Annotated in this window: 6 protein-coding genes; 5 read left to right on the top strand and 1 reads right to left on the bottom strand. The window is 57.9% G+C overall.

All coding sequences use genetic code 11. The annotated features are described in order from the left end of the window. Positions 1-2: 2 nt before the first annotated feature. Both ACR0L9_RS17850 and ACR0L9_RS17845 read left to right on the top strand, forming a co-directional pair. Positions 3-6,950, top strand: a complete 6,948-nt coding sequence (locus tag ACR0L9_RS17850; RefSeq protein WP_480896319.1) for a neuraminidase-like domain-containing protein — start codon at positions 3-5, stop codon at positions 6,948-6,950. Positions 6,951-6,969: 19 nt separating this feature from the next. Further along, on the top strand, positions 6,970-10,329 hold the full coding sequence (locus ACR0L9_RS17845) for a Tc toxin subunit A-related protein (RefSeq protein WP_480896318.1): 3,360 nt from the start codon (positions 6,970-6,972) through the stop codon (positions 10,327-10,329). 23 nt (positions 10,330-10,352) lie between these two features. On the opposite strand, the gene ACR0L9_RS17840 is transcribed toward ACR0L9_RS17845, so the two are convergent. Beyond that, a complete protein-coding gene (locus ACR0L9_RS17840; protein WP_480896317.1) occupies positions 10,353-11,882 on the bottom strand; it encodes a sulfatase-like hydrolase/transferase in 1,530 nt (509 codons plus the stop codon). Positions 11,883-12,257: 375 nt separating this feature from the next. On the opposite strand from ACR0L9_RS17840, the gene ACR0L9_RS17835 reads away from it, so the two are divergent. Genes ACR0L9_RS17835 through ACR0L9_RS17825 form a run of 3 tightly spaced genes read left to right on the top strand, consistent with a single transcriptional unit; the run spans position 12,258 to position 15,512 of the window. Next, the gene (locus tag ACR0L9_RS17835) at positions 12,258-13,061 is read left to right on the top strand and encodes an inositol monophosphatase family protein (protein ID WP_480896316.1); all 804 of its coding nucleotides are present in this window, start codon (positions 12,258-12,260) and stop codon (positions 13,059-13,061) included. Positions 13,062-13,065: 4 nt separating this feature from the next. Beyond that, complete coding sequence (locus ACR0L9_RS17830; protein ID WP_480896315.1) at positions 13,066-14,766, top strand: Na/Pi cotransporter family protein; 1,701 nt, start codon at positions 13,066-13,068, stop codon at positions 14,764-14,766. Then, positions 14,763-15,512 carry an N-formylglutamate amidohydrolase gene (locus tag ACR0L9_RS17825; protein ID WP_480896314.1) on the top strand — a complete coding sequence of 250 codons (750 nt, stop codon included), beginning with the start codon at positions 14,763-14,765 and terminating at the stop codon, positions 15,510-15,512. Before ACR0L9_RS17830 ends, ACR0L9_RS17825 begins: the two co-directional genes overlap by 4 nt. Positions 15,513-15,610 lie beyond the last annotated feature (98 nt).

Genomic DNA, 15,610 nt, shown 5'->3' with positions numbered 1-15,610 from the left:
TCATGACCAAAGTTACGCATCCGCTAAAGCCCAGAATGCGCCGCGCTACGGTGGGCGATCTGCAATCCGCTTTGCTGGCACTGCTGCGTGAAGGCTTGCTGCTGGCCAATGACATCAGCGCGCGCCGAGCGCTGGCCGATATCGTGTCGCGCGAAAAGGATGGCCGCACACCGACCTACGGAAAGGGCACCACTGAAGCCGTTCGCCTGGTTCAGAAAGAGGCCGATCTGTCCCCGACCGGCAGTGTCGATAAAAGAACGGCGGCTATGATTAACGATCTGGTCGCTCGACTGGACACACCGACGGATTTTGGCACCTACCGAGTCAGCGGCCGCGTCATAAGTGCGCAAAGTGCGGCAGTTGATGGCCTTGCCGTTGTTGTTGTCGACAAAGGTGTCGGCGGCGACGTTGAACTGGGGAAGGCTACAACCGGTAAACGCGGTGCCTTCGAGATTGTGTTTGCCGGAGATCAGATCACCAAGCGCGGCAAGGATGCACCAGACCTTCAGGTGCAGGTGCGTTTGAATGACGATGTGGTTGCCGCTTCGGCGGTGGAATATGACGCCGGACCGGATTCCAAGCTTTCCGTGGTTCTGCCTGCTGAAAGCGCCGCAAAACTGTCGTCAGAACACGCCACACTGACCAAGGCGCTCTCTGGTCAGTTCAACGGTCCCTTGTCGAAACTTGAAGAAAGCGATACCCGTCAGGACATCACATATCTGGCCAATAAAACAGGTTGGGACGCGCGCGCCGTGGCACTGGCGTCGCTATCCCAGCAGTTGTCAGACAAGACCGCTGGACGGCGTGGTCAACGCATCGACTCTGGCCTGTTCTATGCGCTTTTACGTGCAGGTGTTCCCGCCGATGACACCGCGGTTTTCCGCACGCCCCCTGCTAAAGTGGCGCAAATCTGGAAATCCGCGCTGGATGAAGGATTGATCGACGCCAAACTGGCGGATCAGACAGATGCCTCCCTTGCCCGATTTACCGAAGTCTCCGCGCGCGTGCGGCTGGATACGCCCCCTCCCGGGACTTTGGCCGGAATGCAGCCTTTGCTTGCACTTTCGCTGACGCGGGATGACGAGCGTGAAACTTTTGCCGCGCTCCATGCGGCGCATAGTGATGATCTCGATACATTCTGGACCGAGGTAGAGGGTAAGTTGGGTCAGGACAAAGCCACCCGTTTGCAGACCGATGGCAAGCTTGCCTATCTGACGCTCAACAACTCCAAGCTGGTCGAACGCTTGCACCGTGACACCGATGGCGATGCGGACGGTACGTTGGGAGGCCTAGTGAAGGCGGGTTTTCATAAAGCCGATGCCTGGGCCGCGATCATGGATGATACCGACCCCGTGCCAGAGGCAGTTCAGGGCCGGGATGCCGCCGAAAGACGCGCCAACTATGCAGAATTCATGGCCGCTCAGGTGCGGCTGTCTTTCCCGACTGCGGTTGTTGCGGAAATGGTCCGGGCGCAGGAGACGCCATTGGTCGATACAGGGCTGTCGAATAACGTGCATGATTTCCTCGCAAAACATGCCGATACCTTCCAGATAGGCCAGCAGCCCGTTGCGCGCTTTATTGCAAAAAATGCGCTGGACGAACCGCCAGAAGTGGTGCGCGAAATCTCACGCATTCAGCGGGTCTATCAGATCTCGCCCGACGACAGCAGTATGAATGCCATGTTGGCTGCAGGGTTGGATTCGGCCTATACGGTCGTGGCGCTGCCACAAGATGAGTTCCTGCGCGCCCACAAGGCCGTTCTGAACGAGGCCGTCGCGATGCAGATCTACCGCAAGGCAGAACAGGTCCATGGAGCGGTTCTGAATCTGGCCACCGCCTATATGACTCATCGGATGATGCCAGCGATCGGCCCCAGCGTGGGCGCTGCTGACGGATTTTTGAACCCTACCCCGGGCGGGTCGGACAATTTTGGTGATGTGCTCGCATACTCCACATTAGAAGAGCTTTTCGGTTCGATGGATTATTGCGGATGCGAGCATTGCCGGTCAGTCCTCAGCCCCGCAGCCTATCTTGTCGATCTTCTGCTGTTTCTCGATCGCCCCGCGACCGAGATTCCGAACGGCTTCACCAATCCACTTGATGTGTTGCTTGATCGGCGGCCTGATATTCAACACCTGCCTCTGACTTGCGAAAACACTCTGACGCCTGTGCCATACATCGACTTGGTGAACGAGGTGCTTGAGCATTTCGTTGTCAATGGCATGTCTTTGGGTGGATATCAGGGTCATTCGACCGATGGTCAAACACCGCCTGAAGAGTTGTTGGCCAGCCCTCAATTTGTACGCGATGCCGCCTATGCCACGCTGGCCACCGCCCAGTTCCCCACCCCATTGCCGTTTGACCGTTCGTTGGAGGCACTGAAGGCCCTGTTCAATCGTTTCGACGCGCCTTTACATCGGGTTATGGCTGACTTGCGTTCGTCAGACGCGCTGGACGATGCACCGTACGGATGGCGCGACATCTGGCTGCAGCGCTTGAACATCTCGCGCGGTCTCAACGCCGTCCTGACCGAAAGCGTGTCGGTTGCCGGGTCAGCGCGACCCGATCTGACAGTGCGTTCGCTTTATGGTTTTGATGCGGGTGCCAGCGCAGCCGAAGTGCGTGATGGCTTGGAAAGCGTGCGCGACCTGTGCCGCCGCACCGAGGTCACGCCGGTTGATCTCGTGAACATCCTAAAGACCGAGTTCGTGAACCCCGGAGCCGCGCTGATCCCGAAGCTTGAGCATCTTGGCCTGGGCTTCGACGATATCCGGGCCTTCCGGGACGGCGCGGTCAACTTCGCAGAACTACAAAGCCGGATGGCGGCAGGGGTCGAGCCTGAACGCTTTGGGGGTGATATCGAGGCATGGTTGCTTGATGACACTACTTTCGACCGGATCATGGGTCTGATCGTGCTTACAAATCCGCAAGACCCGTCGGATATGTGCGACCTAAGCGCGCTTGAACTGCGTCACCCAGACCCTGATCCGCTGTCCAACCGCCTTGAATGGAATGACTTTATCCGGATTAACCGGTTCGTCCGTCTGTGGCGTGTTCTGGAACTTAGCATTGCCGACACGGATGCTATCATCTCGGCGCTTTATCCGACGAACCAGATGTCGGACGGCGCCGACGCGCAGGTAGACCTGGCTCGCATGGACGCCGGCTTTGCCGAGCTCCTGCCACAGTTGGGCATCGCCATGTCGGCCCTTGATGCGCTGGAGCTAAGGCCTGAGGACGCGCTGCGCCCGATCCTGGCCCTCTTTGGACCAATCAGCACCAATGGAACCGCCGCGCTATTCCGTGAAATGTTCCAGCGGCCTGCTCGCGAAAACCCCGCCTTTGCCGAAGATGGTTTTGGCGGCGTGCTTACAGACCCTGCGGCCCTGTTGCTGCCCGAGGTTGAAACATTGCGCGCGGCCTTTTCATTGACGGGTCCGGAATTTAACCGGATCGTTGCTGTTTTGGGGTTCGATGACACGACACCCCTGACCATTGAGTCGGTCAGCGCAATCTACCGTCGCGGCTGGTTGGCGCGCGCGCTTGAGCAAAGCGTGCCGGGATTGGAGCGTTTGCTGCAAGCCACCGGTCTTGACCCCTATGGCCCGCAAGACGCCACTGCACCCGCTCTGCTGACGGTTATCGATCTGGTGCATCGCCTGTCCGAGCTAGGCCTGTCGCTGGAAACAGCGCTGGCGCTGCTGTTGAACCATGACCCAAGTGGCCAGACGACACCGCCCGCAGAAAACATCACGACCCTGGCACGCGATCTGCGTGCAGGGTTTGCGGCGATCACCAATGACTTTGTTCTGGTGGACGATCCCGATGGCGGCATTGCCCGGTCCCATATGTCTCTGGTCTACGGGGCCGAAGCGACCGAGCAATTTTTTGGATATCTTGAGGCCACATCCTCGACCGAGGTTGCCTATGACCATTCCGCACCCGTGTTGGAGCCTGCAATTCTGGCCGAGGCACCCGATCAAATCGCTTATGATGATTTCCGCAAGGTTCTGGTTTTCAGCGGGCTCATGTCGACCACGGTCAGGGATGCCCTGCAGGCCGTTGCCGGGACCCCTGCCGCCTTCGCGCCAGCTATTGACGCCTTGTTCAACGCCAGCGAGGCACAATCGCAGCCATTTTTCACCCGCTTCCCAGAGCTGCTGCCGCTGCACGACGCCTATCGCAGTTCAGTCGCTCCAAAGGCCGAGGCCTATCGCGCCCTGCTGGAAGGCATCCTGCCGCAGCTGATCTCAAGACGGAAACGTCAGGTAGCGCTGCAGCTTCTGGGTACCGCGATCGAAGTTGAGGCTGATCTGGCAGCTGTCCTGTTCGAAAAGGCCGAGGTTCTGCATGCGGCGACTGATCCAGCCAGCTCCGCGCTTGAGGATGCCCTGATGCTCGAATCCGGGGGTCTGAGTGCTGAAATCAGCGATGGTCCGGCCCACACTGCACCGCCTGCGCGGGTCGAAACCATATCTGGCGCGATTGATTTTGCCTCCACTGGAACAGTGCTGCCAGACAATCAAACCACACCAGGTTCTTCGATTTCGATCCAGTTACGGGGATATCTGGAAGCGCCTGAAAACGGATTCTTCAACATTGCTGTCGAAGCTGATGCGGGCGCGACCGTGACACTCAGCATCGCAGGCGAACCTGTTCCTCTGACCGAGGCGGGCGGCATATGGTCAAACACCAACGCGATCGAGCTTCGCGCAGGCACTTTGGTCGAAATCGCGCTGGGCGTGGCCAATGTGACCGACCGTCTGGCGTTGCGTTGGAGTGCACCGGGCCGAGGAACTGAGGTCATCGGCGCTTCGCATCTCTACCCGGCTGATCCGGTATCGCATCTGGGCGCGGCCTACCTCCGCACGCGCCGCATTGCACGGTTGTCCGAAACGCTGAAACTTGACGTCGCTGAGGTCTTGCACCTGACGGCACATGGCGATTTGCAGATTGCGGGTGCGGCCTGGCCAAACAGCCTGCCCATCACCGGTACACCCGATGATCCGACCTCCGCCGCGCTGATGGGGGTGCTAACGGCCCACCTGCGCATGGCGCGATTAAAGGTGGCTTATGCCCCTGAAAATGCCCGGCTGGTTTCGATAGCCGAGAATCCAGCGGTCGCCATAGCCGACGCCGAGGCTGAGTTGTTCCAAGTCACGCGCTGGGATCCCGTGGATATCGCCGCCCTGTTGGTACATTTCGGACTCACCCCAGCCGATATTGGCGATCTGGCCGTTCTGGAGCGGCTTCATGACATCGCCGAATGGCTGACGGCACTTGGGATTCCGGCGACAGCGCTTATCGCTGCCGCAACACCCGCCCCAACCGGACCCATTGTGCGGAATTTCCGCGCCGCCCTTCGTGCGCGTTACAGCCCGGATGACTGGCTCAAAATCCTGCAACCGATCAATGACCGCCTGCGCAAGCGCCAGCGTGATGCATTGGTGGCGCATATCCTGCACGATCTGCGCGGGCGTCCGGATGCGGCGCATATCAACACGCCCGAAAAGTTGTTCGAATACTTCCTGATGGACGTGCAGATGGAGCCGTGCATGCTCACTTCGCGGGTTCGCCACGCATTGTCCTCGGTACAGATCTTTACCGAGCGCTGCCTGATGAACCTTGAACCCCGTGTAGCCGCGTCCAGCCTCAGGTCGAAACACTGGGAATGGATGAAACGCTATCGCGTGTGGGAGGCAAACCGGAAAATTTTCCTGTACCCTGAAAACTGGATGGAGCCGGAATTGCGCGACGACCAGTCACCCTTCTTCCGCGAGGCGATGAGTGAATTGTTGCAGGGTGACATCACCGAGGAACGCGCAGCCACCTCGCTGATCGGGTATCTGCAGAAACTGGAAGAGGTCGCCAAGCTAGAAGTATGCGGCCTCTACCAGATCGAGGGCGATCCGGGTGCAGCAGACGATGTGCTGCACGTCATCGGGCGGACCGCCGGGGCCAAGCGCAGTTATTACCACCGGACCCGTGCCTACGGCTCGTGGAGCGCGTGGGAGAAAATCCCGCTGGATATCGAGGATAATCCGGTCATGCCGCTGGTCTGGAACAATCGTCTGTTCCTGTTCTGGATCAAGATGATGCCGGAAAACACGGCACAAGGAACACCCAACGCGGGATCAGGCCCGCTGGCCGAGGTTGAGGCGTCATCGTTGATGGATGTTGATGAACCCACCTTTGACGTCAAGGTCATGCTGAACTGGACCGAACGGGTGGATGGCGTGTGGCAACCGCCGCGCAGTTCGGATCCTGATGAGCCCCTGTTGCTGCGCGAAAACGTGCCAGCCCGAGAGATGCGCAATTTCCGCAAAGGCATCCGCCTGTCTTCATTCCCATGGACCAACGGGATGCGGATATCGATCTCGTACAAGGATTGGCTGGGCGTTTCGTTCTTTATGTACAACACGTTTAGCACACCCGATACGCGTTCACCCAAGAAGGCGCCGCATTTCTTGCCGAAACGTATTACGTCGACCGGGTCAAACCGCCTTACAGCGATCTATTCCAATGACGGGATCACGCATCGGTTGCTGTCCAATAAGGCGCCCGATCAGGCCACACAGCCGCATCACCCGACCAATGGAGAAGCCTGGGAGTCGCCGTTCTTCTATGCCGACCCGCGACATGTGTTCTACGTGTCCACGAAGCAGCGGATCGTTGAAGTTGTGACTTGGCTTGATTTTGGCCGCGTGGCCGAAGTTGACCCGACAATCGATACCATGGTGCTGGCATTCGAGCCGCTTGCCGAGCAGCCCGACCGGATTGAACGGGTGACTGCAATCCCCGGCTTTGGCAGCGCCGACCTGAGCACTCTTCGTGCATTCGTGACCGAAGACGCCTTTGTCCATACAGCGCTGGGCACCGGTGGCACGGTCCGCTTTGGCGACCGCGACATCGGCCCGATGGGCAGCACCGTCCGCATGCGTCGCACTTGATCCGGAAAGGACTTTGATCATGGATACCAGCAAGATCAGCACTTACGGCTATCATCACCTGCTTGATCAGGACATTTTCGGCCCCCAGAAGATCAAGCTTATCAGCTATGAAAAACACTGGGACTACACGTTTGAAAACTTCTTCCACCCCTTCGTGTCGGAGTTGATCGAGCGTCTGAACATACAGGGTGTGCCCGGGATGTTGTCCCCGGAGTTTCACAAAAGCTTGCGCAAGTCATTCTTCAATTCCCTCTATTCCCCGCAGGAAACCGACAAGATCGACATCCATTCGTTCCCGAAGGAAATCGACACGCGGATGGGTGGGCCTTATGCCAACTACAATTGGGAACTGATGTTCCATGTGCCGCTGACCATTGCGGTGCACTTGTCCAAGACCCAACGTTTCGCCGAAGCGCAACGCTGGTTCCATCTGATTTTCGATCCGACCGAGAATGACCCCGATGTACCGGTGCCCACACGCTATTGGCGTTTCCTTGCCTTTCGCGAGGGCGAAGCCCAATCCATCGATACGTTGTTGACCCTGCTTAGCAAACCAAACGACGAATGCACCGACGCGGAGCTGGCCGAGAAAGAAGCGATCCTAAATGGGTATGAAGCGGTGCGAAACACCCCGTTTCAGCCCTTTGCAGTCGCGCGCACACGGACGATTTCATTCATGATGCACGTGGTGATGAAGTACCTCGACAATCTGATTGCCTGGGGTGACAACCTGTTCCAGCAATTCACGCGCGAAGCCATCATGGAAGCGCTGCAGATCTATGTGCTCGCCTCGAACTTGCTGGGCGACAAGCCGCAGCGTTCACCTGCGGGTGGAACAACCACGCCACGCACCTTTGCGCAGCTTCGGGCGCAAGGGCTTGATCCGATGGGCAATGCACTGGTCGAGCTTGAAGGCGCGTTCCCCTTCAATTTCACAACGCCAACAGGTGCGGGCACCAGCGACAGCGCTGCGCCGTTATTCGGTATGGCCCGCACGTTGTATTTCTGCATCCCGCATAATGAAAAGCTGCTGGGTTATTGGGATACGGTTGCCGACCGGCTGTTCAAAATCCGCAACTGTATGGATATCGAAGGGCAGGTTCGTCCGCTTGCCCTGTTCGACCCGCCGATCGATCCCGGAATGCTGGTCAAGGCGGCGGCGGCTGGGCTGGATATCGGCTCGGTCGTGTCAGGCTTAAATCAACCGGTCAGCCCCGTCCGCTCGCGCGTGTTGATCGAGAAGGCGGCGGAATTGGCTGGTGAGGTCCGAAATATCGGGTCGGCGTTGCTGACCGCCTTGGAGAAACGCGACGCCGAGGCGCTAGCCCTGTTGCGGCAGGGGCACGAAGTCAGCTTGCAGAAACTGCAAGTCGATCTGCGTTACCTGCAATGGAAAAATACCGAAGCAGCGACGCAAGCGCTGATAGGCAGCCGTGGCGCGGCGCTTGAGCGATTGAACTATTACAAGCGCCTGCTGGGTCAGGAAGCTGATCCAAATGCGCCCGAGACCCTGGAGCTGACCCGTCAGACCCTGACAAAGGCCAATTTCGACGAAGCCTACGAAGCACTTGTTGCGCAATATGACGTGCCGGTTCAGCGGCTGGAGTTTCCCGATCTTGAGCGTCCGGGCGATGGCGATGGCGCGCAGACGTCAGGCCAAACCGGGGACGGAGACCTTCACCTGTCGAAAAAAGAGAATGAAGAACTTAACATCCTGCTGCCAATAGCCCGGGACACGACGCTGGCCAAATCGGTGTTCCACTCGATCTCGGCAACGCTTACCCCGATCCCCGACCCGAAACTGGACCTGCATTATTGGGGCCTCGGTGGCACCATCGACTTTAAGGTGGGAACCGTACTGTCCTCGGTCATGCGGATCGCGGGGGATGTATCCGGGATGATCGCGGATTGGAACCGTGATCAGGCCGGGATGGCGGCTCGCGCTGCCGCCTATGAACGCCGCGCCGACGAATGGATTTTACAGCACAATCTGGCGGCCCATGATGTGATGCAGATCGGGCGTCAGATCCTGACGTCGCTGATCGCGGAACAGGCGCAGCATCGCGAATATCTGAACGTCAAAAAGGCAATCCGTCTGACCGAACAGACCCGCGATTTCCTGCAGGACAAATATACCAACGAAGAACTCTACGACTGGCTGCAGGGCGAGCTGTCAAAGCTGTATTACGAGTACTATCGCTTTGCCTTCGATACCGCGCGGCGTGCGGAGCAGACCATGAAAGCCGAACTGATGCGGCCCGAGCTGGATCAGAAAACTCTGGTACAATTCAACTATTGGGACGGTGGTCGCAAAGGGCTTCTTTCCGGCGAGGCGCTACTGCTCGACGTCAAGCGGATGGAGCTTGCGTATCACGAGCATAATCGCAACGAATACGAGCTGACCAAACATGTCAGCCTGCTGCAAATCGATCCACTGGCCCTGGTCAACCTACGACGCACGGGTCGGTGTACCTTCAAAATCCCCGAGGCGCAGTTCGATCTGGATGGGCCGGGCCACTACTTCCGCCGGATCAAGAATGTTGCGCTCAGCCTGCCCTGCGTGTCCGGGCCCTATATTGGGACCCACGCGAAACTCGTGCATCTCAAGAGCAGCATCCGGCAACGACCGGATATCGGGGATGGCTATGTTCGCACGGGCCCCGAAGACGACCGTTTCGCCGATATTCACAGCGCCGAAAGCAATGTGTTCAGTGCGGCTCAAATGGAAACCGGTCAGTTCGAGGGCATGCCTGATGATCGCTATTTACCATTCGAGAATGTGGGCGCAGTCAGCGAATGGCGGCTAGAGCTGCCGGCGGACCCAACGCAGGGCGATCCGCAACAGTTCGACTATGACACGATCTCGGACGTCGTCTTGCACCTGCGCTACACTGCGCGGGATGGCGGTGGACCTGTGCGCAATGCGGCGGTTGATCATCTGAAAGCCGATATCGCGGCAGACGGGACTGTGGGCAATGTGCGGCTATTCTCACTGCGGCACGAGTTCCCGACAGAATGGGCACGCTTCCGCCGCGAAACACCCGCTGCGGGTGGGCGTCACGAGCTGCGGCTGACACTCCGACCCGAGCACTATCCCTATTGGTCGGCTGGTCGCCTCACGACGCTCAAACGGTGCGATCTTTTTGCTGAAAGCAGTCTGGATGCTGCTCCGGCAACAATCACGGTGTCTGATCGTTCTGATACCAGCGACGGAGGTGTGGTTCAGGACACATTGACCCGCCGTCCGGAACTGGGCGATCTGGCGGTTGGTCAGTTGGCGACGGTTCCGTTGCCCGCAGGCCCAACGGGTGAGATCGTGCTGTTTTTCGACACCGCAGAGTTCGAGGATATGCTGATGACTGTAACGTGGGGTGGTTGACGATCCTCAGCCATATAGGAACGTCAAGGATGGCGCGGACCATCCGGTGTGATCATCCAGTTTGATAGGGTCTTGTCCATTTTCCGCATCCGGTGACGCAACATGTCGCGTGTCATGCGCGCCAATGTGGCGGCGTGTTCAGGATGTTCTGCCACGTTCTCCATCTCACCCTGCCCTTCACCGTCAAACAGCATGGGCGGAAGATCAGCCGCAAACTCAACCAATGTAAACCGGTTGTCGCGCAGGATGCTCAGGCAGCTGTCCTCTAACCCCGTTTCCAGTTCGCGTTGCCAGCGGGTTGGGTTCAGCGGATCAGCGAAGTCCAACTCCGAGAATGAATAGCGGCGCCAGTCAGCCGGGGTTGAGGATTCACTCTGAAGGAAGGGCAACAGCGAATGCCCATTCATGGAATCCGGTATTGTCTGCCCGATCCATTCGAGAATCGTCGGAACGATATCAATCGATTCCGTGGGTGCCTCGACCCGTTTACCACGGGCTCCATCGGGCATGCGCACGATCAAGGGTGTATGATAGGCCGCATCATAAACCGACATCTTACCCCAACTGTGCCGATCCCCCAGCATCTCGCCATGATCTGCGGTGACCACCAGCATTGTGTTGTCGTACTGCCCTGTCTCTTTCAAAAACGAAACCACGCGGCCGATATGATGATCTACCTCCGTGGCAAGACCCAGATAGATCGAACGCAGCGTCTGCACTACCTCGTCCGTCGGTTCAAGGTCCGGGAAACCTTCAACAAACCCGGCAACCGTGCTGTTGGCCCGTGCCGGAGCGAAAAACGGATGCAACGCCTCTTCGGCCTCGGCGGTTAGCAGTCGCGATGGCAATGGTAGCGAGGCAGGGTCATACATTCGGTTATATGGTGCCGGGGCTACCAGCGGTGGATGCGGGCGAATGTAGGTCAGATGTGCAAACCATCCCCTGTCATCATCCGCATACGCCGGCATGGTTTCCAGAAACCGATCGGTTAGAAAGGCGGTATCGCTATCCTCGGCTGCGTAGAAGGCCGGGTCATTCAGTGCAGGCTGGCCGCCATCGGGTGCGACCGGTTTGAACACGTCAATATAGTTTTCGAACTCATATCCACGGTTTTTCAGATGAGAACGCCATGGGAATGACATCTCCAGCCGCATTTCCAGCATTTCCTGAAAACCGGCCATGTGGAATTCATATGACCTGAGCGCCGGGTCTTTTGCATCAAACACGCGCGGGTCCTGTGATGTGTCGGTATATCCAAACAGCATCGGCAGATACCCTGCTTTGCGCATCTCGCTGGCGATGGTCGGTGCATCGTGGCGCAGGGGCGTGCCGTTTCGTACCGACCGGTGGTTCATCGCGTATTGCCCGGTCAGCAATGAGGCGCGCGATGGCCCGCAGGGGTTGGTAACGGAAAAGTGCCGCGTGAAAGAAACACTGTCCTCCATCAACGCGCGCATGTGAGGCAGGTCAACATGGGCATCCAATGCCCCAAACAAACAATCCGCCCGCATCTGGTCGGTAATGATAAACAGGACGTTGTGTTTGTCTGTCATATCCCGGTGCTCCTGATCGCTGAACCGAATCCTTGGCCCTGCGCGTGTATTCCTGCCAAAACTACGCGGCGGTATTGCCTGCTTTGCCTCGGAATGGCGATACCCACCGCTCAAAAATCCACAAACGAAACCGCTAATCAACCAAAAACGGAATAATTTGGTTGAATAAGTTGTTTTTTGTGGGTTAATGTTGCTGTGCTGTGTGGGGTTTTGTGACGTTGATGCTTAAAAGATGTTGCGTAATGCAGCATCGCAGAGTGACGATACAACCGGAACACCCATGTGCAATGGCGATCCGTTAGTCATCCAGTTTACCTGTACCATGACGGCGTCTCTGAATACTGCTTAAGGCATTGCAATGAGGGACAAAAACAGATGCTAACCCCACCTAATACCGTTGCAACGCCCGAAGGTACGGCAGATATCGCGATTCACGCCGCCGAAATCGCCAATATCGCCGCGCAGGCTGCGCGCGGGTACTTTCGGGGACGTTTGGGGGTTGAGTTCAAGGCGGACGAAAGCCCGGTCACACAGGCGGACAAGGGTGTCGAGGCCGTGGTGCGACAATATTTGGCTGAGAACTTTCCAGATGACGGTATCTTTGGCGAAGAACAGGGGTTCGAAGGTCAGGATCGGCAGAATGTCTGGGTTGTAGATCCCATTGACGGCACCCGGTCATTCCTGTCGGGGCATCCGTTGTTTGGGTTCCTGTTGGGATATCTCACGAATGGTGTGCCCCGATTGGGGGTCATCGGCATGCCTGCCCTGAACGAATTTCTGATCGGCATGAAAGGTCAAGGGGCCGCACTGAATGGCAAGCCTGTCTCGGTCAGCGTTACACGCCAATTGAGCGACGCAGTTTTTTTCGTCAACGAAGGCGACAAGATTTACCGGGATCATCCGGCCCTGTTTGATCGGTTGATGAATTCCGGACAGACCCGACGCTTTGCCTATGACTGCTACCCGCATGCACTGCTTGCGATGGGCCATGTTGATGCGGTCATTGATTATGATCTGCAGCCTTATGACTATCTGCCGGTTTCCGCCGTAGTTGAAGCTGCGGGCGGGATCATGAGCGATTGGGAGGGTAAGCCGCTAGGTCTGAACTCCGACGGCCGAGTCATATCGGCGGCCACGCCGCAACTGCATTCCGAGCTGCTTGACCTGGTGAACGGATAACGGAATGGCGATTGTCAGTTTCCTCATAAGTCTGGCTGGTGCAACGATGCTGCTGCTCTACGCTGTGCGCATGGTGCGCACGGGCATCGAGCGTAGCTATGGTGCATCGTTTCAGCGGGTGATGACGGGGCAGCGCAGCTATGTGCAGGCCTCGATGGTAGGGCTTACAATGGCCGTCGTCCTGCAAAGCTCGGCCGCGGTTGCATTGCTGACCTCCGGATTTGCGGCGGGCGGGATGTTGGCCTTTCCGACAGGGCTCGCGATGGTTCTGGGTGGCGATCTCGGCTCGGCGCTGATCATTCAGGTTCTGTCCTTCAAACTGGATTGGTTGGTGCCGCTACTGCTTGCGGTCGGCGGCTATCTGTTCGTCAAGACAGAGGCCAAGAAACCGCGCCAGTTGGGCCGTATTCTGATGGGTGTCGCATTCATCCTGATCTCGCTGCGTTTTCTCCGCGAGGCGATGGACCCAATCCGTGACAGCGCCTTTCTACCCGCCATCGCCGAGTATCTTGCGCGTGATTACATCACAGCGTTCCTAGTCGGTGGAGCGCTGGCCTTTGTCATGCATTCTTCGGTCGCTGCGATCTTGATGTGTGTGACCCTGGTGCAAATCGGGGCGATCCCGTTTGCCGCCGGGCTCTCGCTGGTGTTGGGTGCTAATTTCGGGTCCGCCTTCATCCCGGTTTGGCTGACACGCGGCATGCCCATGTCTGCCCGACGCATTCCTTTTGCCAATTTGGCTCTGCGGGGCAGTTGGTCCATCGTCTCTCTGTTTGCCGCCAATCTCGCGCTTCGAACCGGGGTGCTGGGAGACCTGCAGGGCGGGCAGATGCTGGTGAACTCGCATTTGCTGTTCAACGCTTCGCTTCTGGTTCTGGCCCTGCCGTTCTGTGGCATGCTGTGCGCGCCGTTCGAGCGTTTGCTACCTGATCCTAAGACAACCGTTAGCAGCTCACAGCCGGGCCAACCGATCAGCGCGCTGGATCTCGACACCATGGCCAGACCCAACCAGGCACTGTCCAGCCTCAAGCGCGAACTGCTGCGGATGAGCGACATGGTTGGCGCGATGTTCCGCCCTGCGCTGGAGATGTATCGCAGTGGCGACAAAGAGCAGATTCGGTTGATCCGCGACATGGATACCGATGTGAATGAATGCCTGTCCGGCATCCGGCAATTTGTGGCGGCGATCCCCGCTGATGCGTTCGGCAAGGAAAATGCCAAGATCGCGCGTGACTTGATGGAGTATGCCATTCGTCTGGAAACGGCGGGCGACGTGGCGGCCAAACGCCTGACTGAACTGGCAGATGTTATGCGCAAGAAGGGCGCCTCGTTCTCGAAAGAAGGCTGGTCCGAGCTGATCGAGATGCACGAAAGCATTCTGGCCAATCTGAAACTGGCCTCGAACGTGCTGATCTCGGACGATCTGGAAAGCGCGCGCCTGCTGAGCCTTGAGAAGACCGAAATCAAACGGGCCGAGCGTGACAGCCGCAAACGTCACCTAAAGCGTCTGCAACATGGCAGTGCGGAGAGCTTTGAAACCAGTGACATCCACCTCGAAACCCTGCGCGCCTTTCGCGAATTCAACAGCCATATCGCGGCGGTTGCCTATCCGATCTTGTATCGCAATGGGCAGTTGCTTGAAACGCGTCTGATCGAAGAAATGCCGCAGATGGAACAGGATGCGGATACCGAGGTCAAAGGATGACCGGATCGGTCGAAATCCTGAACCAGGCGGGTAAGGGGCGGGTTGTTCTGTTGTGCGAACACGCAAGCAACCACATTCCGCAAGAATATGATGGGCTGGGTCTGTCCGAAGCTGATCAGGTCAGCCACGCCGCCTGGGACCCTGGCGCGTTGGCGCTGACCCAGGTGTTGTCGCAGGCACTGGATGCGCCGGTGGTTGCCTCAACGTTGTCGCGGCTGGTCTATGATTGCAATCGCCCGCCCGAAGCGGCAAGCGCGATGCCCGAGAAATCTGAACTGATCGAAGTGCCGGGAAATGTGGGCCTCGATCAACCGCAACGCGATGCGCGAATCCAATCGGTATATATCCCGTTCTGTCAGGCTGTTGCGCAGATGCTGGACGCGCGCGGGCCGGACACGGTCGTCGTAACCGTTCATTCCTTTACGCCGGTATATTTTGGGCAGCCGCGTGCGGTAGAACTGGGTCTGCTCCATGATGAAGACAGTCGTCTGGTTGATGCCATGCTGGATCACGTGGACCAAATCCCGCTCCGCCGTACGAAACGCAATGAACCCTATGGCCCCGCGGACGGAGTGACACATTCGCTCCGTCTACATGCGCTCAGCCGAGGACTGGCTAATGTGATGATCGAAGTGCGCAATGATCTTTTGGGCAATGAAGTACAGGTTGCCAACATGTCCCGGGACATACTGGCGCTGCTTGAACCGGCGCTGAACGATATCACGATCAGGGAGGGGGCATCGTGAGCGCGACGCTGACATTTGAGCATTTGAAGGCTGAGGTTTCGTCTGGCGAGATTGATACGGTATTGGTTTGTCTGGTTGACATGCAGGGCCGTTTGATG

The organism is Ruegeria sp. I3 (assembly GCF_056532525.1).
Note: the sequence above shows the minus strand (reverse complement) of the source record. Positions and strands in the feature narration are given on the sequence as shown.

Bases quoted from the DNA above. Each gene is read 5' to 3' on its own strand.
- ACR0L9_RS17825 (WP_480896314.1), top strand. From the start codon at position 14,763: ATGACCGGATCGGTCGAAATCCTGAACCAGGCGGGTAAGGGGCGGGTT.
- ACR0L9_RS17845 (WP_480896318.1), top strand. From the start codon at position 6,970: ATGGATACCAGCAAGATCAGCACTTACGGCTATCATCACCTGCTTGAT.
- ACR0L9_RS17850 (WP_480896319.1), top strand. From the start codon at position 3: ATGACCAAAGTTACGCATCCGCTAAAGCCCAGAATGCGCCGCGCTACG.
- ACR0L9_RS17835 (WP_480896316.1), top strand. From the start codon at position 12,258: ATGCTAACCCCACCTAATACCGTTGCAACGCCCGAAGGTACGGCAGAT.
- ACR0L9_RS17840 (WP_480896317.1), bottom strand. From the start codon at position 11,882: ATGACAGACAAACACAACGTCCTGTTTATCATTACCGACCAGATGCGG.
- ACR0L9_RS17830 (WP_480896315.1), top strand. From the start codon at position 13,066: ATGGCGATTGTCAGTTTCCTCATAAGTCTGGCTGGTGCAACGATGCTG.